Annotated in this window: 9 protein-coding genes; 8 read left to right on the top strand and 1 reads right to left on the bottom strand. The window is 34.2% G+C overall.

Translation table 11 applies throughout. From position 1 onward, the window contains the following. The first annotated feature begins 141 nt into the window (after nucleotides 1-141). From rpoB to ACUXZJ_RS00145, 4 genes are all read left to right on the top strand, one after another. Nucleotides 142-3,954, top strand: coding sequence for a DNA-directed RNA polymerase subunit beta (rpoB, locus tag ACUXZJ_RS00160; protein WP_446195497.1), 3,813 nt, complete (start codon nucleotides 142-144; stop codon nucleotides 3,952-3,954). Nucleotides 3,955-4,030: 76 nt separating this feature from the next. Further along, complete coding sequence (gene rpoC / locus ACUXZJ_RS00155; protein WP_060382892.1) at nucleotides 4,031-8,335, top strand: DNA-directed RNA polymerase subunit beta'; 4,305 nt, start codon at nucleotides 4,031-4,033, stop codon at nucleotides 8,333-8,335. Nucleotides 8,336-8,419: 84 nt separating this feature from the next. Continuing rightward, nucleotides 8,420-8,695, top strand: coding sequence for a hypothetical protein (locus ACUXZJ_RS00150; protein ID WP_060382891.1), 276 nt, complete (start codon nucleotides 8,420-8,422; stop codon nucleotides 8,693-8,695). A gap of 226 nt (nucleotides 8,696-8,921) precedes the next feature. Beyond that, nucleotides 8,922-9,236 carry a DUF3467 domain-containing protein gene (locus ACUXZJ_RS00145; RefSeq protein ID WP_060382890.1) on the top strand — a complete coding sequence of 105 codons (315 nt, stop codon included), beginning with the start codon at nucleotides 8,922-8,924 and terminating at the stop codon, nucleotides 9,234-9,236. 171 nt (nucleotides 9,237-9,407) lie between these two features. On the opposite strand, the gene ACUXZJ_RS00140 is transcribed toward ACUXZJ_RS00145, so the two are convergent. Further along, nucleotides 9,408-10,997 carry a peptide chain release factor 3 gene (locus ACUXZJ_RS00140; protein WP_060382889.1) on the bottom strand — a complete coding sequence of 530 codons (1,590 nt, stop codon included), beginning with the start codon at nucleotides 10,995-10,997 and terminating at the stop codon, nucleotides 9,408-9,410. A gap of 124 nt (nucleotides 10,998-11,121) precedes the next feature. On the opposite strand from ACUXZJ_RS00140, the gene ACUXZJ_RS00135 reads away from it, so the two are divergent. The 4 genes from ACUXZJ_RS00135 to ACUXZJ_RS00120 all read left to right on the top strand — a co-directional run bounded on the left by ACUXZJ_RS00135 (nucleotide 11,122) and on the right by ACUXZJ_RS00120 (nucleotide 25,614). Continuing rightward, complete coding sequence (locus ACUXZJ_RS00135) at nucleotides 11,122-12,816, top strand: sensor histidine kinase (protein ID WP_060382888.1); 1,695 nt, start codon at nucleotides 11,122-11,124, stop codon at nucleotides 12,814-12,816. Beyond that, the gene (locus tag ACUXZJ_RS00130) at nucleotides 12,816-13,427 is read left to right on the top strand and encodes a response regulator transcription factor (RefSeq protein ID WP_060382887.1); all 612 of its coding nucleotides are present in this window, start codon (nucleotides 12,816-12,818) and stop codon (nucleotides 13,425-13,427) included. The genes ACUXZJ_RS00135 and ACUXZJ_RS00130 overlap by 1 nt, the downstream gene beginning before the upstream one ends. 514 nt (nucleotides 13,428-13,941) lie before the next feature. Further along, on the top strand, nucleotides 13,942-15,768 hold the full coding sequence (locus ACUXZJ_RS00125; protein WP_060382885.1) for a T9SS type A sorting domain-containing protein: 1,827 nt from the start codon (nucleotides 13,942-13,944) through the stop codon (nucleotides 15,766-15,768). Nucleotides 15,769-16,524: 756 nt separating this feature from the next. Further along, the gene (locus ACUXZJ_RS00120) at nucleotides 16,525-25,614 is read left to right on the top strand and encodes a T9SS type B sorting domain-containing protein (RefSeq protein WP_446195492.1); all 9,090 of its coding nucleotides are present in this window, start codon (nucleotides 16,525-16,527) and stop codon (nucleotides 25,612-25,614) included. Nucleotides 25,615-25,631: the final 17 nt, after the last annotated feature.

The following is a 25,631-nucleotide window of genomic DNA, read 5'->3' as shown; positions in this document are numbered from 1 at the left end:
ACGAAGAAAGAAACTAAAGTTTATCAATACGCTTGTTTTCAAAAGATGTGTAAGGTTATAAATAAAAAAGTATTGATCGTTTAAAATGTTAAATAGACTAACAGAAAATTACTTTTTTTTTAATCATAATTTTGTCCATAGATGATATTAAATCATACTGAAAGATTGAATTTTGCCTCGACAAAAAACATTCCTAACTATCCAGACTTTTTGGATGTTCAAGTGAAGTCGTTCAAGGATTTCTTTCAATTAGAAACGAAATCTGATGAAAGAGGCAACGAGGGGTTGTACAACACCTTTATGGAAAACTTTCCAATCACTGATACGCGTAATCAGTTCGTATTAGAATTCTTAGATTATTTTGTTGATCCTCCTCGTTATACAATTGAAGAATGTATAGACAGAGGTCTTACATACAGTGTGCCACTTAAAGCACGTCTGAAATTATACTGTACTGATCCAGAACACGAAGATTTTGAAACTATCGTTCAGGATGTATATTTAGGTACTATCCCTTATATGACACCAAGCGGTACCTTTGTTATTAATGGTGCAGAACGTGTAGTGGTTTCTCAGTTACACCGTTCGCCTGGTGTATTCTTTGGTCAATCTTTCCATGCCAATGGTACAAAATTATACTCTGCCAGAGTAATTCCTTTTAAAGGATCTTGGATTGAATTCGCTACAGATATCAACAGCGTAATGTACGCATATATCGATAGAAAGAAAAAATTACCTGTAACAACTCTTTTCCGTGCAATTGGTTTTGAGCGTGATAAAGATATCTTAGAAATCTTCGATCTTGCTGAAGAAATTAAAGTATCTAAATCAGGTTTAAAAAAATATATTGGACGTCGTTTAGCTGCACGTGTATTAAACACTTGGCATGAGGACTTCGTAGACGAGGATACTGGTGAAGTGGTATCTATCGAGCGTAACGAAATTATCTTAGATCGTGATACGCTTTTAGATAAAGACAATGTAGAAGAAATTGTTGATGCTAATGTAAAATCTATCTTATTGCACAAAGAAGATTTAAATACTGCTGACTATTCAATCATTCACAATACATTACAAAAAGACCCTACAAACTCAGAAAAAGAGGCTGTAGAACACATCTACCGTCAGTTACGTAACGCTGAACCACCAGATGAAGAAACAGCTCGTGGTATTATCGAGAAATTATTCTTCTCTGACCAACGTTATAACTTAGGTGATGTAGGTCGTTACAGAATGAACAAAAAATTAGGTCTTGATATTCCTATGGATAAGCAAGTGCTTACTAAAGAAGATATCATTACCATTGTAAAATATTTAATTGAGTTAATTAACTCAAAAGCTGAGATTGATGATATTGACCACTTATCTAACCGTCGTGTACGTACAGTAGGGGAACAATTATCGGCTCAGTTTGGCGTTGGTTTAGCGCGTATGGCGCGTACTATTCGTGAACGTATGAACGTTCGTGATAACGAGGTGTTTACACCTATAGATTTGATTAATGCCAAGACATTGTCTTCAGTAATCAACTCTTTCTTCGGTACGAACCAGTTATCTCAGTTTATGGATCAAACAAATCCATTAGCAGAGATTACAAACAAACGTCGTTTATCAGCTTTAGGACCTGGAGGTTTATCTAGAGAGAGAGCAGGTTTCGAGGTGCGTGACGTTCACTATACACACTACGGTCGTTTATGTCCTATTGAAACTCCAGAGGGACCAAACATTGGTCTTATCTCTTCATTAGGGGTGTATGCTAAAGTTAACGGAATGGGATTCATTGAAACACCTTACCGTAAAGTAGAAGACGGAAAAGTAGATTTAGTTTCAGAACCTGTTTATTTAAGTGCTGAAGAAGAAGAAGGAAAGTTAATAGCACAAGCTAACATCGAAATGGATGACACAGGAGTAATTACTACTGATAAAGTAATTGTTCGTGAGGAAGGAGATTTCCCTGTAGTAGAACCAAATGCCGTTCATTATACAGACGTTGCTCCTAACCAGATTGCTTCTATTTCGGCTTCGTTAATTCCTTTCTTAGAGCACGATGATGCGAACCGTGCGTTGATGGGATCAAACATGATGCGTCAGGCCGTACCATTGTTACGTCCTGAATCTCCAATTGTTGGTACGGGATTAGAACGTCAAGTAGCTTCCGACTCAAGAGTATTAATTAATGCTGAAGGAAATGGAGTTGTTGAGTATGTAGATGCCGATAAAATCACGATTAAGTACGAAAGAACAGATGTTGAAAGAGCAGTAAGCTTTGATCCAGATGAAAAAACATACCAATTAATTAAGTTCCGTAAAACGAACCAAAGTACTACTATCAACTTAAAACCAATTGTAAGAAAAGGTGACAAAGTTGTGAAAGGACAAGTACTTTGTGAAGGTTATGCAACACAAAATGGTGAATTAGCACTTGGTAGAAATTTACAAGTAGCCTTCATGCCTTGGAAAGGATACAACTTCGAGGATGCAATTGTAATTTCTGAAAAAGTAGTTCGTGATGATATCTTTACATCAATCCATATTGATGACTATTCATTAGAAGTTCGTGATACAAAATTAGGTAACGAAGAATTAACAAATGATATACCAAACGTATCAGAAGAAGCTACTAAAGATTTAGATGAAAACGGTATGATTAGAATTGGTGCCGAGGTGAAACCTGGTGATATTCTAATCGGTAAAATTACACCTAAAGGAGAATCTGATCCTACTCCAGAAGAGAAATTATTAAGAGCTATCTTCGGAGATAAAGCAGGTGATGTAAAAGATGCTTCATTAAAAGCATCTCCTTCATTACATGGTGTTGTTTTAGATAAAAAATTATTTGCAAGAGTTGTAAAAGACAAGCGTAAGCGCTCTGCTGAAAAAGATGAGTTAGCAGCTCTTGAAATGGAATATGAAACAAAATTTGTTGAATTAAAGGATCGTTTAATAGATAAATTATTCTTGATAGTTGATGGTAAAACCTCTCAAGGTGTAATGAATGATTTAGGTGAAGAAGTACTACCAAAAGGTAAGAAATACACTAAAAAAATGTTACAAGCAGTTGAGGATTTTGCACACTTAACAAAAGGACAGTGGGTTGCTGATGACGAGACAAATGAAATGGTTAATGACTTAATTCACAATTATAAGATTAAGTTAAATGACCTTCAAGGAGCTTTACGTCGTGAGAAATTTACTATTACAGTGGGTGACGAGTTACCATCAGGTATTCTAAAATTAGCAAAAGTTTATATCGCTAAGAAACGTAAACTAAAAGTGGGTGATAAGATGGCAGGTCGTCACGGTAACAAAGGTATTGTGGCTCGTATCGTTCGTCAAGAAGATATGCCATTCCTAGAAGATGGAACACCTGTAGACATCGTATTGAATCCACTAGGGGTACCTTCGCGTATGAACATTGGTCAGATTTATGAAACGGTATTAGGTTGGGCTGGTAAAAAATTAGGTAGAAAATATGCTACTCCAATTTTTGACGGTGCTTCTCTCGATGAAATCAACGCTTTAACTGACGAAGCTGGTGTGCCAAGATTTGGTCATACTTATTTATACGATGGTGGTACAGGAGAACGTTTCCATCAGCCAGCTACCGTAGGTGTTATCTATATGTTGAAGTTAGGTCACATGGTTGATGATAAAATGCACGCTCGTTCTATTGGTCCTTACTCATTAATCACGCAACAACCATTAGGAGGTAAAGCTCAATTTGGTGGTCAGCGTTTTGGAGAGATGGAGGTTTGGGCACTTGAAGCTTATGGAGCATCAAGTACGTTACGTGAAATCTTGACTGTGAAGTCCGATGACGTAATAGGTAGAGCGAAAACTTACGAAGCAATCGTTAAAGGTGAAACTATGCCAGAACCAGGATTACCTGAATCATTCAATGTATTAATGCACGAATTAAAAGGTCTTGGTTTAGACATCAGATTAGAAGAATAAATCAGTAGTTCGTTTCAGCCATAGAATACTGTGGCTGAAACAAACACTAAAACTGAAAACTTTTAAAAAATCGACTATGACAACAAATAGAAATAAAGATAAAAATACCATCAAACGATTCAATCAAATCTCTATCGGTTTGGCATCGCCAGAATCTATCTTGGCTGAATCTCGTGGAGAAGTATTAAAACCTGAAACTATCAATTATCGTACACATAAACCTGAGCGTGATGGTTTATTCTGTGAGCGTATCTTCGGTCCTGTAAAAGACTATGAATGTGCTTGTGGTAAATACAAAAGAATCCGTTATAAAGGAATTGTTTGTGACCGTTGTGGGGTTGAAGTTACAGAAAAGAAAGTACGTCGTGACCGTGTAGGACATATTAATTTAGTAGTGCCTATTGCTCATATTTGGTATTTCCGTTCGTTACCTAACAAAATTGGTTACATATTAGGATTACCATCTAAGAAATTAGATATGATCATTTATTATGAGCGTTACGTAGTAATCCAAGCAGGTATTGCTAAAAATGCTGAAGGGGAATCATTACAAGCAATGGATTTCTTAACAGAAGAAGAATACTTGAATATTTTAGATTCTCTTCCATTAGAAAATTTATATTTAGATGACAATGATCCTAATAAATTCATCGCTAAAATGGGTGCTGAATGTATTATGGATCTATTAGCGCGCGTTGATTTAGATTCGTTATCTTATCAATTGCGTCACGCAGCTAATAATGAAACATCTAAACAAAGAAAAACGGAAGCTTTAAAACGTCTTCAAGTAGTTGAGTCTTTCCGTGAAGCAAATCTAAACAGAGAGAACTTACCTGAGTGGATGATCTTAAAAGTAATTCCAGTTATTCCACCTGAATTACGCCCATTAGTGCCACTTGATGGTGGACGTTTTGCAACATCTGACTTGAATGACTTATATCGTCGTGTAATTATTCGTAACAATCGTTTAAAACGATTAATGGAAATCAAAGCGCCTGAAGTAATCTTACGTAACGAAAAACGTATGTTACAAGAAGCGGTAGATTCATTATTCGATAATACAAGAAAAGCTTCTGCTGTTAAAACAGAATCTAACAGACCACTAAAATCATTATCTGACTCGTTAAAAGGTAAACAAGGACGTTTCCGTCAAAACTTATTAGGTAAACGTGTTGACTATTCTGCTCGTTCGGTAATTGTCGTTGGGCCTGAGTTAAAAATGTATGAGTGTGGTTTGCCAAAAGATATGGCTGCTGAGCTTTACAAACCTTTCGTAATCCGTAAATTGATTGAAAGAGGTATTGTAAAAACAGTTAAGTCGGCTAAGAAAATCATTGATAAAAAAGAGCCTGTAGTATGGGATATCTTAGAAAATGTAATCAAAGGACACCCAGTATTACTTAACCGTGCTCCTACGCTTCACCGTTTAGGTATTCAAGCATTCCAACCTAAGTTAATTGAAGGAAAAGCAATCCAGTTACACCCGTTAACATGTACGGCATTCAACGCCGACTTTGATGGTGACCAGATGGCGGTTCACTTACCATTAGGACCAGAAGCAATCCTTGAAGCGCAATTATTGATGTTAGGTTCTCACAATATCTTGAACCCTGCAAATGGTGCTCCTATTACGGTTCCATCTCAGGACATGGTTCTTGGGTTGTATTATATGACAAAAGAACGTTTGTCAACACCTGAATTAACAATTAAAGGAGAAGGTCTAACTTTCTATTCTGCTGAAGAAGTACATATAGCATTAAATGAAGGACGTTTAGAATTAAATGCTCGTATAAAAGTAAGAGCCAAAGACTTCAATGAAAATGGAGAATTAACATATCAAATTATCCAGACAACAGCAGGACGTGTATTATTCAATGAAGTAGTACCTGAAGAAGCTGGTTATATCAATGAGGTATTGACTAAAAAATCACTTCGTGATATTATCGGAAAAATTTTAGCAGTTACCAATGTGCCTACAACAGCAGCCTTCTTAGATAATATGAAGGATATGGGGTATGGATTTGCATTCAAAGGAGGATTGTCATTCTCTTTAGGAGATATTAAGATTCCTGACCAAAAACAATCATTAATTACAGAGGCTAGAGAACAAGTAGAGGTAATCTCTATGAACTATAACATGGGTCTTATTACAAATAATGAACGTTACAATCAGGTAATTGATATTTGGACTTCTGCCAATGCACAATTGACAGAGGCGGCTATGAAAAATATCCGTGAGGATCAACAAGGTTTCAACTCGGTATACATGATGCTTGATTCTGGAGCCCGTGGTTCGAAAGAGCAGATTCGTCAGTTAACCGGTATGCGTGGTTTGATGGCTAAGCCTAAAAAATCAACTGCTGGGGGTGGTGAAATTATTGAAAACCCGATTTTATCGAACTTTAAGGAAGGATTATCTATCTTAGAATACTTCATCTCTACACACGGTGCTCGTAAAGGTCTTGCGGATACGGCGTTAAAAACAGCGGATGCAGGTTACTTAACACGTCGTTTACATGACGTTGCTCAAGATGTAATTGTAAATCAAGTAGATTGCGGTACATTAAGAGGAGTTGAAGTAACAGCTTTAAAGAAAAATGAAGATATAGTAGAAAGTTTAGGTGAACGTATCTTAGGACGCGTGGCGTTACAAGATGTAGTAAATCCTTTAACTTCTGAAGTTTTAGTAGCTGCAGGTAGTGAAATCACAGAAGCAATCGTTAGAGAGATTGAAGCTTCTCCAATTGAGGCAGTAGAAGTACGTTCTCCGTTAACTTGTGAGGCTACAAAAGGAATCTGTGCTAAATGTTACGGTCGTAACTTAGCAACAGGTAAGATGACTCAAAAAGGCGAAGCGGTAGGTGTAATTGCAGCACAATCAATCGGTGAGCCAGGTACACAGTTAACGCTTCGTACGTTCCACGTTGGAGGGGTTGCTGGAGGTATTTCTGAAGAATCTAGTATCATTGCTAAATTCCCTGGACGTTTAGAAATTGAAGATTTAAAAACAGTTAAAGGGGAAGATGCAGATGGAGAAGAAGTTGATATCGTAATTTCTCGTTCTACAGAATTAAAATTAGTAGACGAAAACACAGGTATTTTATTAAGTACTCACAATATTCCTTATGGTTCGAGTATTTTTGTAAAGGATGGTGAGGTAGTAGCTAAAGGCGATACAATTTGTAAATGGGATCCTTATAATGGGGTAATCATCTCTGAATTTACAGGTAAAGTTGGCTATGAAGATTTAGAACAAGGACAATCATACTTAGTTGAAATAGATGAGCAAACTGGTTTCCAAGAAAAAGTAATTTCTGAAGCTAGAAATAAAAAATTAATTCCAACGTTACATATTTATGGAAACGATGGAGAATTAATTCGTTCTTACAATTTACCAGTAGGTGCTCACTTAATGGTAGAAGATGGAGAAAAAATTAAATCAGGTAAAGTATTAGTAAAAATTCCACGTCGTTCGTCTAAAGCAGGTGATATTACAGGAGGTTTACCAAGAATTACAGAATTACTTGAAGCTCGTAATCCTTCTAATCCAGCAGTGGTATCTGAAATTGATGGTGTTGTATCATTCGGAAAAATTAAAAGAGGTAACCGTGAAATCGTTATTGAGTCTAAATTTGGTGAAATAAAGAAATATCTAGTAAAACTTTCTAATCAAATTTTAGTACAAGAAAATGACTTCGTAAGAGCGGGTATGCCTTTATCTGATGGAGCAATAACACCAGACGATATTTTAAGAATTAAAGGGCCATCAGCTGTACAACAATATTTAGTAAATGAAATTCAAGAAGTTTACCGTTTACAAGGGGTAAAAATCAACGATAAACACTTTGAAGTGGTTATTCGTCAAATGATGAGAAAAGTACAAGTAAATGATCCTGGAGATACATTATTCCTAGAAGAGCAATTGATTCATACGAAAGATTTTATTGAAGAAAATGATAAATTATATGGTATGAAAGTGGTGGAAGATGCAGGAGACTCTGTTAATCTAAAACCAGGACAAATCGTTACTCCAAGACAATTACGTGATGAAAACTCATTGTTAAAACGAGAAGATAAAGATTTAGTTGTGGCTCGAGATGTAATTACAGCAACAGCTACTCCAATTCTTCAAGGTATTACAAGAGCTTCGTTACAAACTAAATCATTTATTTCAGCAGCTTCGTTCCAAGAAACAACAAAAGTGTTAAATGAAGCAGCCGTAGCTGGAAAAATTGATACTTTAGAAGGTCTTAAAGAAAATGTAATTGTAGGTCACAGAATCCCAGCTGGTACAGGTATGAGAGACTATGATAATACAATTGTAGGTTCTAAAGAAGAGTATGATGAATTAATGATTACTAAAGAAGAATATAATTTCTAATTTATTTAATGATAAATTTTAAAAGCTGTTCAGTGATGAACAGCTTTTTTTATTCTTAATTTATACATTTGTAAAAAAAAACTTATGGAACTAGAAGGTAAAAATATAGCTTCCGAAATTAAAAGACAAGTTGAAAATGGTTTTTCAAAGAAAGGAATTATTCAAAATCTATTATCTATGGGGTATAGTCAATCTGATATTGATAAGGCCTTAAAAGGTATTGATATTCCTGAGCCAGTTTACAATAGAGGGTCATCGGAAGAGAATTACGGAGGTGTAACGACTAAGCAAATGATCACTGGTGCAATAGTTGCAATTCTTATTATTTTTAGAATAATAAGAATTATTTCTAGAATCTAATGAATCAAAATTAAGAGAAACAGGTATTGGAAATAGATGAAATGTATTTGTTTTTAGTATTGTATTTATGAGAAACAACTATAAAATGATTAATAGGTTTTCAAGAAGAATGTAAATTCAATAATTTGAGTATTCTACTAAATATAAATCCGAACCGTGTAAACTCTTGAAATTTTTTTACTATTATTGTTCTAATAATACTGCGTAACATTTAAATAAAAATATAATGAACAATCTTAATCAAGAGCAAGAGGGACAGATAAATATAGAATTAGATGAGACAATTGCTGAAGGAACTTATTCTAACCTAGCTATAATTAATCATTCTGATACAGAGTTTGTAGTAGATTTTATTAATATTATGCCAGGTATGCCAAAGGCAAAGGTAAAATCTAGGATTGTATTAACTCCTGAGCATGCTAAGCGTCTAACTCAAGCTTTAATAGAAAATATTCACCGATTTGAAAATACACATGGAGATATTAAAGAGAGTGAACAACCTCAAATTCCTTTAAATTTTGGTCCTACAGGAAAAGCATAATAAAAACTGTTATTCCCTGTAGTAAATGATTTATTTAGTATGATTTAACAGCAAAAGGCGGTTCAAAAAAGATAATCTGATTTTATGTTCGTTTTATCTGACTTTCTATTTGATAAAAAGAATATTCTTAAGCTTTTTTGAACCGCTTTATTTTAGTTTTAATTCCCCGTTTTATTCAAATTCAGAAGTGAAATGTAATTTAACACTTGGGTATTTTTGTTGAGTCATTTGAATTGAAAAATCAGAATCAGCCAAGAAAACCATTTGACCATATTTATCTTTTGCTAAAAATTTTTGTTTAATACGTTTAAATTCTGCAAATTCTTCGTTTTTAGGGTCATCAGGTTGAATCCAACAAGCTTTAAAAGCAGGGAAGTTCTCATAAGTACATTTAGCACCATATTCATGTTCTAATCTGTATTGTATTACTTCGTATTGAAGTGCTCCTACAGTACCAATTACTTTTCTTCCATTCATTTCAAGAGTAAATAATTGAGCTACTCCTTCGTCCATTAATTGATCAACTCCTTTTTCTAATTGTTTTGCTTTTAAAGGATCTGCGTTGTTTATATAACGGAAATGAAGAGGGGAAAAACTAGGAATTCCTTTAAAATTCATTTGTTCTCCTTCTGTAAGGGTATCGCCAATTTTAAAGTTTCCAGTATCATGTAAGCCTACAATGTCGCCAGGGTATGATATGTCTACAATCTCTTTTTTCTCAGCAAAAAAAGCATTTGGACTAGAAAATTTTAAATTTTTACCATGACGAACATGTAAATAAGGTTTATTTCTTTCAAAAGTTCCTGAAACGATTTTAATAAATGCCAAACGGTCCCTATGTTTAGGATCCATATTGGCATGTATTTTAAATACAAATCCTGAAAATTTATTTTCATCAGGTTTTACTTCTCGAGTATCTGAATGTTTAGGTCTAGGAGAAGGGGCAATTTCAATAAAACAATCGAGTAACTCACGAACACCAAAGTTATTTAATGCAGAACCAAAAAATACAGGTTGTAAATCGCCTTTTAGATATGCGTTACGATCAAAAGAAGGATATACTTCTTCAATAAGTTCTAGTTCTTCCCTTAATTTAAGAGCTGCTTTTTCTCCTATTATTTTTTCTAACTCAGGGTTGTTAACATCTTCAAATGCAATGGTTTCTTCAATGTTTTTTCTGCTATCGCCTTCAAATAAATTAATGTTTTTTTCCCAGATGTTATAAATTCCTTGGAAATCATACCCCATACCTATGGGGAAACTTAGTGGTGTAACATGAAGACCTAATTTTTTTTCTACTTCATCCATTAGGTCAAAAGCATCTTTACCTTCTCGATCTAATTTGTTAATGAAAACAATCATTGGGATATTACGCATTCGACAAACTTCAACTAATTTTACCGTTTGTTCTTCAACCCCTTTAGCCACATCAACTACAACAATAACACTATCAACAGCGGTTAGTGTTCTAAAAGTATCTTCAGCAAAATCCTTGTGACCTGGCGTATCAAGAATGTTAATTTTTTTGTCTTTATAATTAAAAGCTAATACTGAAGTGGCTACAGAAATTCCTCTCTGACGTTCAATTTCCATAAAGTCAGAAGTAGCTCCTTTCTTGATTTTATTACTTTTTACAGCTCCAGCTTCTTGAATAGCTCCTCCAAAAAGTAGGAGTTTTTCAGTTAAAGTAGTCTTCCCCGCATCGGGGTGCGATATGATTCCAAATGTTCTTCGGCGTTGTATTTCAGTGTTGAAACTCATTGTTAAAAGAAAAAATTAAGTATTTTTGCGTTAAATAAATGTAAAAAACTTGCTTTTTTTTAAAAATTTGAATTGTAATTTTTTGTTAAAAAAGCCTGCAAGTCTGCAAAATTAATAAATAAACATGAATAAGCTTCAAAATAAATCTTACTTAAGTCTTATTGTAATACTTTTATTGCAAATACTATTTTTTTATTTAGTTTTTTTGGAATATAAAGGGGAAAAACAATTGTTGGTAATTACAAAAGAAGATAAAGTTGATAGAAAATTTAAAGACAAAGCACAAAAGCTTTCAGATTTGATCGAAGGAACTCAGTTATACTTCAATAAATATATTCTTTTTAGAGAATTGCCAGATTTGAAAAAATATAACGAAAGTCTTGTTTTAATGGCTAAACATTTGAACGATCTTATCACGGATCATAATCAAAGTGTAAAACTAAAAGAGAAGATTAAAAAAAACGTAACTCTTAATCAAAACTTAATTGATTTAAAGCAAAAAACAGATTCAATAATAAATGAACGTGCAACAATTTCTGAACAAGTCAATTTAGATGAATTCTTAAAGCCAAGTAATTATAAGTTTGAAGATGTTTTAAACAGTGTAGAATTTGAAACAGACAAAAAAGTTGATAGCGTAAAGAAAAAAGGTTTGTTTTCTAGGCTAGGCAGTGCCTTAAAAGGACAAAATGATATACAAAAAGAACAAATTAATAGTATACTACGTCTTAAATTTGGTAAAAAAGTAGTTTCAGGAGATATCAAACAACAATTTAAAAATGTTTTATTAGAATCTCAAAGACATTATAATAAACAATTTGGAGCTCTTGGTAAAAGTTTGTCTAATATTAAAAGAGCAGAAAAGAAATTAATTCAGAAAAATCAAACACTAGTTTCTTCTTATCGTCAAGTAAATGATAATTTAAGATTAATGATAGATGACGTATTAGATGATAATTCAGTAAAAATAGATAAACAAGCTAAAGTGAATAAAGAAGTTCGTTTCTATTTAATTATGACCGTTATGATCTTAATCTTATTTATGTTATTTGTGTTATTAAAATACATAAGAGATACATTTAAGGTTAAAAGAAAATTATCCGAAGCAAAAGACCAAATAACAAAAGATTTATTTTTGAAAAATCGTATTATTTCAACATTAACCCATGAAATAAAAACACCTGTAAGCATTATTAATTTATATGGGGCATTTATGGGAAATAAAAATAAAGATACAGAATTAAAGGAGTTTTTTGATACTGTAGTTTACACCTCCAATACATTAACTCATATATCCAATCAAGCAGTAGAATTGGTGAAAAATGATGAAGGAGAGATAAAATTGAAATTGGAAGAAGTTAATATGTTTGATGAAACAACAGCAATTATTAATTCATTAAAAATTTTTGCTTCCTCAAAGAATATTGATTTAGTTTTTAAAAATGAACTACCTGCCAGTTATATTGTACAATACGATAAAGCCAAGTTTTATCAGTTAGTTTACAATATAGTTGGTAATGCAGTAAAATTTGCGAAATCAAAAATTGAAATTATAGCAAAATTGGAAAAAAACGGAGAAATACAATCCTTTTCTTTTACAGTAAAAGATGATGGAATAGGAATTTCAAAAGAAGAAAAAGAAAAAATATTTGATTTAGAGTATCAAAGCAAGAATAATAAGTCTGTCGATGCCTTAAGTCTCGGATTGGGGTTGTATTTGTGTAAAAATATTATAAAAGCAAGTAATGGCACAATTTCTGTTGAAAGTGAAATAAATAAAGGAAGTCAAATTAAGTTTAATCTGAATTTTAAAAAATAATGAATATAAAAGGAGAAAAGAAAATTTTGATTGCAGATGATCATGCAGTAGTGTGCCGTGGGATAGAAGTATTGGTGAGACCTGCATTTGAGAAAGCAGTATTTTCTTATGCTAATTCAATTCAACAAGTTTTAGAGACAATAGAACAAAATCAATACGACGTTCTATTGTTAGATGTAAATTATGCCGATGGAAATTTAACTCAAAAGATTTCTGAAATCAGAGCGAAATCAGCTCAAGCAAAGATTGTTGTTTTTACGAGTGGATTATCATTTAAAGAATTTAATATTTTAAAAAAAGAAGTAAACGCCATTCTAACCAAACAGTCAGAAGCATCTGCTTTTATACATACACTCGAAACGGTTTTTAATACAGGAGGCTTTGTAAGTTCACCCCTAAATGAAGAAAAAGTAAAAAGGCTTGAAACACTTACAGAAAGAGAACTCGATATATTAGAATGTATGTTAAGTGGTATGGGAAATAAAGAAATGGTATACCATTTAGATATAAAAGAATCAACCATATCAACCTTACGTAAAAGGATTTTAGGTAAATTAGATCTCACGAATAATGTTGAATTATTAAATTATTTCACAGAAAATATTTTGTAAAATTCTACTTTATACTGTTGAATAAAAGTTAGAATTTGAATAAAAAAACATATTGATTGAAAAATGGATAGTCTTTTTTGGGTGTTTTTTACAAATAATATGTCTTGATTATTTTTGATTGAGGTTTTAAAAAGCATATAATAGAAATAGAGAATCTATGCTATTTTAAAGAACTTGAAAACTTTGTTTTGTATGATTTTCAATAGGATAGCTTTCTGTTAGTTTTTTTTGTGTAGAAAATTTTCTAGCAAAAAAGAAAAGAAAAAAATAAAAAAAGAATTACTTTTACAATGTAATTTGTTTAAAAAGAATCATATGAAGCTTTTTGTAGACCTTAAAAATGCCCCTCCAACTCCTTTTGATGATGTTCCTCCTGTAGGTTTGAGTGTTGGGTGTAGTGAAAGTGTCCTTGTTATTATGGCATTTTTTTTGTGGTTGTATCATTCCTATAGAAAAAAAATAGGATGATATTTGGATTAGATGCTTTGGGTTATAGTGCTTAAATATGTATGTTATGAGAAAAAAAACTATTTTTCTTTTTTATTTTTTATTTTTTTTATTTAGTAAAAACTATTCGCAATTGTATGTGGGAGGGGATTCTAATAAATATTTTTTTGTACAAGGCGTTCTTGTAACGGTTCAAGGAAATGTTAATTTAGCTAATTCTGAAGGAAATTTCTTTTTGAGAAAGGACGGTCAACTGATGCAAACATCCTCTGGAGTTTCTACTAACACAGGTTTGGGTAATCTTTCTGTTTTTCAAGAAGGGACGGTTAATAATTTTCAATACAACTATTGGTGCTCTCCTGTTGGAGAACCCAGTTCAGGAATAGGTAATTCTAAATTTGGAATTAGTAGATTAAAGTTACCTCTTAATTCGTTAGGAAAGTCAGATGCCATTATAACTTCAGGACTTGATGGTGTTTCAACAAATGGAGGACTAACAATTGCTAAAAGATGGATACATACCTATCAACAATCTAGTGTGTATAACGGGTGGGTATTCAAAGGAGATGCTATTGATATAAAAGCAGGAGAAGGCTTTTCAATGAAAGGGACAATGGGAACCGATAATATGATTCCCATGACGGGACTAACTCAGAATAATTCAGGGAGTAATCAACGTTATGATTTTAGAGGAAAACCAAATTCCGGAGATATAAAAGTACCAGTGGCAGATGGAAAACTTACTTTAACAGGAAATCCATATCCTAGCGCAATAGATTTAAACTTATTTCTTAATGATGTTGATAATATTCCTTTTTCTGATGGAACAGCCTTATTTTGGGAACATGACAAAACTGTTAATTCTCACTATCTAGGAGAATATAGAGGAGGATATGGCGTTTATAATGCTACTACAAGTGTTTATACTCCTGCAGTTTTTTATACCTATGATTCTGCCGGTACTAAGGGAACTATTTATAGTTCGCCTGGACATGATTACAAAAGGCGTTTTTCCCCTGTTGCTCAAGGATTTATGGTTAGAGGGAAAGCAAATGGTGAATTAACAATAAAAAACAATCATAGGGTATTTGTAAAAGAAAATGTAACAAGTACAACTTCACAATTTGAGAGAACTAGTAATAAAAATATAAATGAGTTCTATCCTGTAATTCCCAATGTTGCAGGAATTGATTACACAAAAGAAAGGGTAGTTAATCCAAACATTAAATTAAAAGTTTCTTTTTGTGGAGGAATAGCTACTAAAGAATTAGCATTAGTATTAATGAATGGATGTGAGGAAGGTGTTGATAGAGGAGACTCCAGAGCTCCTTCAAGATACACTAAAGATATTAACTTAACCATCAATAAAGAAACCTTTATCCATGATTGTAGACCATTTAATAAAAATACAAAATACTCGTTAAAATCGGTATCTGACCAAGATTGTGTTTTTAGAATTCAAAAAGCATCAGAAGAAGGAATAGAAAATTCTAAAGTCTATTTGCATAATATAAAAGACGATCAATACTACGATTTAGACGGAGATCCTGTTGAGTTTATCGTAAAAAAAGGGGAAGATTACGAAACTTATGAAATTGTATTTGATAAAAAATCAGAAGTTTTAAATACGGATGAAATAAAGTTGGCTCAAGATTTAATTGTCTATTATAACAAAGAACAAAGATCTATTATTATAGACAATAAACAAGAACACGATTTGCAAGAGGTATGTTTGTTAGACCTCACAGGAAAAAGTATTAAATGTACATCTTTACAATCAAATGAAAAATCCAAATATACATTAGCGGTTGATCATATTCAAACTCAAACATATATCGTCAAAATTCAAGATAAACTCAAAAGGATAGTATCTAAAAAAATAATTATTAATTAAGTACTTATCAAAAAATGAGAAAAGGATTAAAAAATCAGATTCTCATTTTTTTGTTTTAAAATTTGAATATAAAAAAGAATATCGGTTTTTATTTTTTTTAAAAAAGTATTAAATATTAATTTATTACTGTCTGAACCATAAAATAAAAATACTAAAAAAATAAAAACCATATCCTATAAAACAATGTATATAAGATGTTGCTTTATGATTCTATTTTAGATGTTGAAAAATAAATTAATCTTACTACTTTGCTAATTTTATGTGCTTATTGAATTAGATCCTTAGTGTTCTTATAAAATATTAACAAGGTAGTATCATAATTTGAATATCTTCTGATACGAAATATAGCAATATACATTGTGTGGCTTAAAAAAGAATAAATTAGTGTATAATAACAAAAAAATATGATATGGGATAAAAAATAAAGTTTAAATAATTACTTTACAATTTATTTTTCTAAGTGAATTGTTTTACTAAAAAATGGGTCATAATTTTGAGATTATAGTCTTACGATCTTTAAAAGATAGAACGTTTCGATTACATTAATTTTTTAGTTTATTACGGGTATTGTAGGTTGTATTTAACCTTATCAAGAAGGTAAAAGTCTTATTGAAATCAATATAGCTTTTGGTTATATCTTTTTAGTCTTAATAATAATAAGTTTATTTTAGAACATTAAAGAGATAATATTTTAAGTAATATAATATGTGAAAAACATATTTTTAAAACCTTATTCTAAAATTTAAAATTTAATATATGGTCGAAAAAATACCAAAAACATTTAGACATAAATTTAGAAGCTTAATTTTTCTAATTTGTCTTACCACATTATTCTTTTTACCTGTTCAAAAGTCATATTCACAATATGGATATAGTTTCAAAAAGAAAGATTTTTTGAAAGGTACAGTTAATGAAATTTATTTTGCTGACGTAAAAAATAGAAAACCTATAGCGGTGTATTCTATGCCTTTTTTAAATACTATGAGACAAGTTAATTTGTTGTCTAATGGTGTTTTGTCAGGTTTTTCAGATCATGGAAAGATCAAGAAGAGTGTCAGTAAGACTGTTTTTTTAGCATTAACTGATACGGATAATGATGGTATTGACGATTCTGTTGATTTAGATGATGATAACGATGGAATATTAGATATTCTTGAATCTAGATCATGTCCATCACCCAGTTTCAAAATGGAAAGAATGTTATCTGATTTTGAATCAGGGGTAAATGGTACATTGTCTTCAGTTATTTCTGGGATGAACAGTGTCGGGATTACAGGAACTTATACAAATGGAAGAAAAAAACCTAATAATTTTTCTACTAATTTGGGAGAGATTTTACAAATGAATGCTACAGGTACTTCAAATGCTTATTCTCTTAACTATCCTTCATATTCACCAGTAACACCTTCGGGGAATTATGCTGCATCTGCAACTACAGGATCAGCTAATCCTTTTCCTCTAAGTTTAGGAAATGCTAATAAAGTTTTTAACGCAGCTACTTTTTCGAGTACACAGTCAGGAGGAGTTTATACTTTAGATTTAGGAACACCTAAAACACCCTCTACCTTTACAACAACTGTTGATGTAAATAGTTTTGAATTTAGAAAAAATTTAAATCAGCTTACAATATATCCATCTTTTGTTATCGAATACGATTTTTTTCAAGCCAATGGAGCTGCTGGAAATGAACCAGGTGTATATATTAGCAATGGTGTTACAGATAATTTATGGGCAAATACGGGAACGACTTTAAGGGGGTTTTATACATATAGAGCCAATGCTTTATTTAAGGTTGATGCTGCCCCTTTCGTCGCTTCAGGGACACTTGTAGCGGCAGGGGATAACACTATTGATATTACAACTGCTGCAAATAATAATAAGTGGTATCATCAAAAGGTTACATTTTCTTTGAATAGTACTGAAAATATTTTAACCATAACATTGAACACTAGAGCCTATGATTCAAATGGAAATCTTACAGGAACGAATTATCAAAGATCATGGACTAATAATGTAAATCTTTCAGGTAACGAAAATTGGTTGAGAAATTTTACCGCAGGAATTTCTACAGATGGTGTAGTTGATAATGTGGAAACCTATTATCTAGTTTGTGATTCAGATAATGATGGTATAGCAAATCATTTAGATCTAGATTCAGATAATGACACCTGTTCTGATGCAAATGAGTATTATGATTCAGCAACTATAGATGGTGGTGATAATGGAGTATATGGAACAGGTAATCCTGCTGTTAACGGTAATGGTACTGTAAATGTAGCGGGTTACAATGGCTCTTATACAAATGTTGTGTTAGCAGGTTCGACTACTAACTTAAATGTAACAACGCAGCCTAACGATCAAACAATAGCCTTGGGGGCTAATGCAATTTTTTCGGCAACTGCAACGGGTGTTTCTGCTATTAAATATCAATGGCAAGAATCTCAAGATAATGGAGCTACTTGGGCTAATGTTGTAAATGGTGGGGTATATAGCGGTGCTACTACAGCTACCCTTACTCTTACTGCACCTCCAATAAACATGAATAATTACAAATATAAACTAGTAATTAAAGAGTCTAATTATGTTTGCGGTGAGAAAATATCGGATGTAAAAGCTCTAAAAATAGGGAATACTCTTGTAGCAAGTAATGAAGTTTTTGTAGATAAAGGAGGATCCGTATTAGGTAACGATGTTTTAAATGGCGTACCTGTGACTATTGGAAATGCTGTTGTTACCTCCTCAACAAATGGACCTTTATCTATAGATACAGCAGGTAACGTGACAGTAGCTGCAGGAACAACTGCCGGAACCTATTCTATTAATTATACCATTTGTCAAATAGGAGCTGTACCTGCAAATTGTACTACCGCTACCGCTACTGTTATTATTAATGATATTGATAATGATGGTGTCTATGATTCGGTAGATTTAGACAATGATAATGATGGTATTTTAGATACACAGGAAGGAATATGTACTCCTATTGGAACTGCAACATGGAATGTAATTAGTACTTCAGAGGCAACACAAAATTTAGGAAATGGGGTTATTGTTAGAGTAAAAGCATCAAATCCAGTTGGAAATGGTTCTGGTACTTCAAATGGTTGGTCAAATGATACATTTAATGCACAACCTTTTTGGTCAAGAGCATTAGCAAGTCAAAAATCCCTTGTAGGAAATGTAGGTTTTGGTACAGAACTTACAGTTAGTTTTGAAGATGCTTTAGGAAATCCTTTGGTAGTAAAGCGTCCAGAAATTCATTTTGATCGTGTAGGAGGTAGAGACTCTGTTATTCCTCAAAAGCAAAATAGTGCTTTAATAACATTACAAAATGGTCTTACATGGGAAAAATTAATCAACGGAACAAATGATTTCTTTGTTACAGCTAATTCGATGGAAGATGGAGGCGTAGGTATTTTATCTTCTGCTACTTGGAGTGGTGAAAGTACTTTAAATGATGTAGATGGAACAGCCGCAGGATCTTTACAATTAACAAGTAATGTATCTTCATTTAAGATGATGTTTAATCAAGACGGAGGGTTTGGTACTGGTTTTGACGGTGTTGAAATGATTTTCTTTGCCTGTAGGGATTTAGATACAGATAAAGATGGTACTCCTGATTTATTAGATTTAGATTCAGATAATGATGGTTGTTCCGATGCAAATGAGTACTATAATAATGTTACTGCTGATGGTGGTGATGGCGGTGTGTATGGTGTAGGTAATCCTACGGTTAATCCTGACGGGACTGTTACTACAGCAGGTTATAATGGTACTACAATAATTAATGTAACCACAATAGGCACTGCTTCTACAATTACTACACAACCTAGCGATCAGACTATTGCTTTTGGGTCTAATGCTACTTTTACAGCAGCAGTAACCCCAGGTACTGGTACTACTAGCTATCAATGGCAAGAATCTCAAGATAATGGCGTTACTTGGACAGATGTTTCTAATGGTGGAGTATATAGCGGTGCTACTACAGCTACACTTACCCTTACTACACCTCCAGTTAGTATGAATAACTATCAATACAAATTAGTCATAAAAGAATCTAATTTTGTATGTGGTGAAAAGGTTTCTGATGCTAAAATCTTAAAAATAACTAATGTTCTTGTTGCTAAAAATGATAATTTAGGAACCGTAGCCACTTCTGCCACAGCAACTACAGTAGCAGGAAGCGTTTTAGCCAATAATGGAAACGGAGCCGATACATTAAATGGCGTTGCAGTAACCACAGCCAACACAGATGTAACCCCTGTTACAACAGGTCCTATCCGTATTGATGCAGATGGTAATGTAACGATCCAGCCAGGTACAGCAAGTGGTACATACACAATTCCTTATACAATTTGTGAAACAGGAGCAACCCCAGTAAACTGTAAAACAGCCAATATAACTGTAGAAGTTAAAAACGAATTAATAGCTAAGGATGATAATTTAGGAACCGTAGCCACTTCTGCCACAGCAACTACAGTAGCAGGAAGCGTTTTAGCCAATAATGGAAACGGAGCCGATACATTAAATGGCGTTGCAGTAACCACAGCCAACACAGATGTAACCCCTGTTACAACAGGTCCTATCCGTATTGATGCAGATGGTAATGTAACGATCCAGCCAGGTACAGCAAGTGGTACATACACAATTCCTTATACAATTTGTGAAACAGGAGCAACCCCAGTAAACTGTAAAACAGCCAATATAACTGTAGAAGTTAAAAACGAATTAATAGCTAAGGATGATAATTTAGGAACCGTAGCCACTTCTGCCACAGCAACTACAGTAGCAGGAAGCGTTTTAGCCAATAATGGAAACGGAGCCGATACATTAAATGGCGTTGCAGTAACCACAGCCAACACAGATGTAACCCCTGTTACAACAGGTCCTATCCGTATTGATGCAGATGGTAATGTAACGATCCAGCCAGGTACAGCAAGTGGTACATACACAATTCCTTATACAATTTGTGAAACAGGAGCAACTCCAGTAAACTGTAAAACAGCCAATATAACTGTAGAAGTTAAAAACGAATTAATAGCTAAGGATGATAATTTAGGAACCGTAGCCACTTCTGCCACAGCAACTACAGTAGCAGGAAGCGTTTTAGCCAATAATGGAAACGGAGCCGATACATTAAATGGCGTTGCAGTAACCACAGCCAACACAGATGTAACCCCTGTTACAACAGGTCCTATCCGTATTGATGCAGATGGTAATGTAACGATCCAGCCAGGTACAGCAAGTGGTACATACACAATTCCTTATACAATTTGTGAAACAGGAGCAACCCCAGTAAACTGTAAAACAGCCAATATAACTGTAGAAGTTAAAAACGAATTAATAGCTAAGGATGATAATTTAGGAACCGTAGCCACTTCTGCCACAGCAACTACAGTAGCAGGAAGCGTTTTAGCCAATAATGGAAACGGAGCCGATACGTTAAATGGCGTTGCAGTAACCACAGCCAACACAGATGTAACTCCTGTTACAACAGGTCCTATCCGTATTGATGCAGATGGTAATGTAACGATCCAGCCAGGTACAGCAAGTGGTACATACACAATTCCTTATACAATTTGTGAAACAGGAGCAACCCCAGTAAACTGTAAAACAGCCAATATAACTGTAGAAGTTAAAAACGAATTAATAGCTAAGGATGATAATTTAGGAACCGTAGCCACTTCTGCCACAGCAACTACAGTAGCAGGAAGCGTTTTAGCCAATAATGGAAACGGAGCCGATACGTTAAATGGCATTGCAGTAACCACAGCCAACACAGATGTAACCCCTGTTACAACAGGTCCTATCCGTATTGATGCAGATGGTAATGTAACGATCCAGCCAGGTACAGCAAGTGGTACATACACAATTCCTTATACAATTTGTGAAACAGGAGCAACCCCAGTAAACTGTAAAACAGCCAATATAACTGTAGAAGTTAAAAACGAATTAATAGCTAAGGATGATAATTTAGGAACCGTAGCCACTTCTGCCACAGCAACTACAGTAGCAGGAAGCGTTTTAGCCAATAATGGAAACGGAGCCGATACGTTAAATGGCATTGCAGTAACCACAGCCAACACAGATGTAACTCCTGTTACAACAGGTCCTATCCGTATTGATGCAGATGGTAATGTAACGATCCAGCCAGGTACAGCAAGTGGTACATACACAATTCCTTATACAATTTGTGAAACAGGAGCAACTCCAGTAAACTGTAAAACAGCCAATATAACTGTAGAAGTTAAAAATACTATTGACGCTATAGACGATGCCAAAGTAACCGTTACCTCAGGAAGTAATACACCCAATGTAACGTTAAACGATAAGTTAAACGGATCAAACGTTACCATAGGTACAGCAGCAGGTCAAGTAAGCCTAACAGGAGTAAACGTTCCAGCAGGCTTAACATTAAATGCCGATGGTACCATTACAATAGGCGCTACCACACCAAGTGGCACATACCAAGTAGAGTATCAAATCTGTGAAAACGGAGCAACTCCAGTAAACTGTGATAAAGCAATTGCTATAGTAGAAGTTAAAAATACTATTGACGCTATAGACGATGCCAAAGTAACCGTTACCTCAGGAAGTAATACACCCAATATAACGCTAAACGATAAGTTAAACGGATCAAACGTTACCATAGGTACAGCAGCAGGTCAAGTAAGCCTAACAGGAGTAAACGTTCCAGCAGGCTTAACATTAAATGCCGATGGTACCATTACAATAGGCGCTACCACACCAAGTGGCACATACCAAGTAGAGTATCAAATCTGTGAAAACGGAGCAACTCCAGTAAACTGTGATAAAGCAATTGCTATAGTAGAAGTTAAAAATACTATTGACGCTATAGACGATGCCAAAGTAACCGTTACCTCAGGAAGTAATACACCCAATATAACGCTAAACGATAAGTTAAACGGATCAAACGTTACCATAGGTACAGCAGCAGGTCAAGTAAGCCTAACAGGAGTAAACGTTCCAGCAGGCTTAACATTAAATGCCGATGGTACCATTACAATAGGCGCTACCACACCAAGTGGCACATACCAAGTAGAGTATCAAATCTGTGAAAACGGAGCAACTCCAGTAAACTGTGATAAAGCAATTGCTATAGTAGAAGTTAAAAATACTATTGACGCTATAGACGATGCCAAAGTAACCGTTACCTCAGGAAGTAATACACCCAATATAACGCTAAACGATAAGTTAAACGGATCAAACGTTACCATAGGTACAGCAGCAGGTCAAGTAAGCCTAACAGGAGTAAACGTTCCAGCAGGCTTAACATTAAATGCCGATGGTACCATTACAATAGGCGCTACCACACCAAGTGGCACATACCAAGTAGAGTATCAAATCTGTGAAAACGGAGCAACTCCAGTAAACTGTGATAAAGCAATTGCTATAGTAGAAGTTAAAAATACTATTGACGCTATAGACGATGCCAAAGTAACCGTTACCTCAGGAAGTAATACACCCAATGTAACGTTAAACGATAAGTTAAACGGATCAAACGTTACCATAGGTACAGCAGCAGGTCAAGTAAGCCTAACAGGAGTAAACGTTCCAGCAGGCTTAACATTAAATGCCGATGGTACCATTACAATAGGCGCTACCACACCAAGTGGCACATACCAAGTAGAGTATCAAATCTGTGAAAACGGAGCTAATCCAATAAACTGTGATAAAGCAATTGCTATAGTAGAAGTTAAAAATACTATTGACGCTATAGACGATGCCAAAGTAACCGTTACCTCAGGAAGTAATACACCCAATATAACGCTAAACGATAAGTTAAACGGATCAAACGTTACCATAGGTACAGCAGCAGGTCAAGTAAGCCTAACAGGAGTAAACGTTCCAGCAGGCTTAACATTAAATGCCGATGGTACCATTACAATAGGCGCTACCACACCAAGTGGCACATACCAAGTAGAGTATCAAATCTGTGAAAACGGAGCAACTCCAGTAAACTGTGATAAAGCAATTGCTATAGTAGAAGTTAAAAATACTATTGACGCTATAGACGATGCCAAAGTAACCGTTACCTCAGGAAGTAATACACCCAATGTAACGTTAAACGATAAGTTAAACGGATCAAACGTTACCATAGGTACAGCAGCAGGTCAAGTAAGCCTAACAGGAGTAAACGTTCCAGCAGGCTTAACATTAAATGCCGATGGTACCATTACAATAGGCGCTACCACACCAAGTGGCACATACCAAGTAGAGTATCAAATCTGTGAAAACGGAGCAACTCCAGTAAACTGTGATAAAGCAATTGCTATAGTAGAAGTTAAAAATACTATTGACGCTATAGACGATGCCAAAGTAACCGTTACCTCAGGAAGTAATACACCCAATATAACGCTAAACGATAAGTTAAACGGATCAAACGTTACCATAGGTACAGCAGCAGGTCAAGTAAGCCTAACAGGAGTAAACGTTCCAGCAGGCTTAACATTAAATGCCGATGGTACCATTACAATAGGCGCTACCACACCAAGTGGCACATACCAAGTAGAGTATCAAATCTGTGAAAACGGAGCTAATCCAATAAACTGTGATAAAGCAATTGCTATAGTAGAAGTTAAAAATACTATTGACGCTATAGACGATGCCAAAGTAACCGTTACCTCAGGAAGTAATACACCCAATGTAACGTTAAACGATAAGTTAAACGGATCAAACGTTACCATAGGTACAGCAGCAGGTCAAGTAAGCCTAACAGGAGTAAACGTTCCAGCAGGCTTAACATTAAATGCCGATGGTACCATTACAATAGGCGCTACCACACCAAGTGGTATATACCAAGTAGAGTATCAAATATGTGAGAACGGAGCTAACCCAGCAAACTGTGACATCGCAAATGCTATAGTAGAAGTTAAAAACCCGATAGTATTGGGAGGACCAGATAAAGAATTAATAGTGTCAGGAACTACAGGAACAATTTCAATTTATAATAATGACACATTTAATGGAAAACCATTATCATCTACCATAGGAACAGGAGTAGGTCAAGTAACAGTCACAATAACAGGATTACCACAAGGAATAACACTTAATTCTAATGGAACAATTACAGTAGATAATACGGTTGACAATAATACATATACCTTTACTTATACTGTTTGTGAAAATGGTGCTTTAATTCCAAATTGTGTTACACAAACAGTTGTTATAGATGTTTCAGCTAAAGTTGACGCAAATAATGATGAATTTGTAACAACTAATGGAGGATCAGGTTTAGTAGCAGGAAATGTTTTAATTAATGACAGCATAAACAACTTAAGTCAAGGTTCTGCAACAATTAATAATGTAGTGCTAAGTCAAATTACTTTAGCACAGCCAGTAATTACCGTGCCATCAAAATCTCCAGTGCCATATTTAGATGCTGCTACAGGAAGAGTAATTGTACCAGCAGGTACACCAGCTGGAACCTATACTTTTGATTACAAAGCATGTTTACTAATTAAACCAGGTATTTGTGATACCGCTACAGTAACTGTAAGAGTAGAACCATCAAACAAAGAGGAATTTGTTATTTACAACCACATGACTCCTAATGGAGATGGGAATAACGATGTATTCTTTATAGACGGAATAGATAAATTTCCTAATAACTCAGTAGAAGTTTACAACCGATGGGGAGTATTAGTATATGAGGCAAAAGGATATAATAATAATGATCGATCATTCCGAGGCATATCATCAGGACGAGTTACGATCAAACAATTAGAAGAATTGCCAGAAGGAACATACTATTATATGTTTAAGTACGAAGATACTAAAGGTATGCCCCAAGAAAAAGCAGGTTATTTATATATCAATAGATAAAGAATTAATATACCTCC

The organism is Flavobacterium sp. TN-1 (assembly GCF_052828645.1).
The sequence above is the reverse complement of the archived record's forward strand: the minus strand, read 5'-3'. Positions and strand labels throughout refer to the sequence as shown.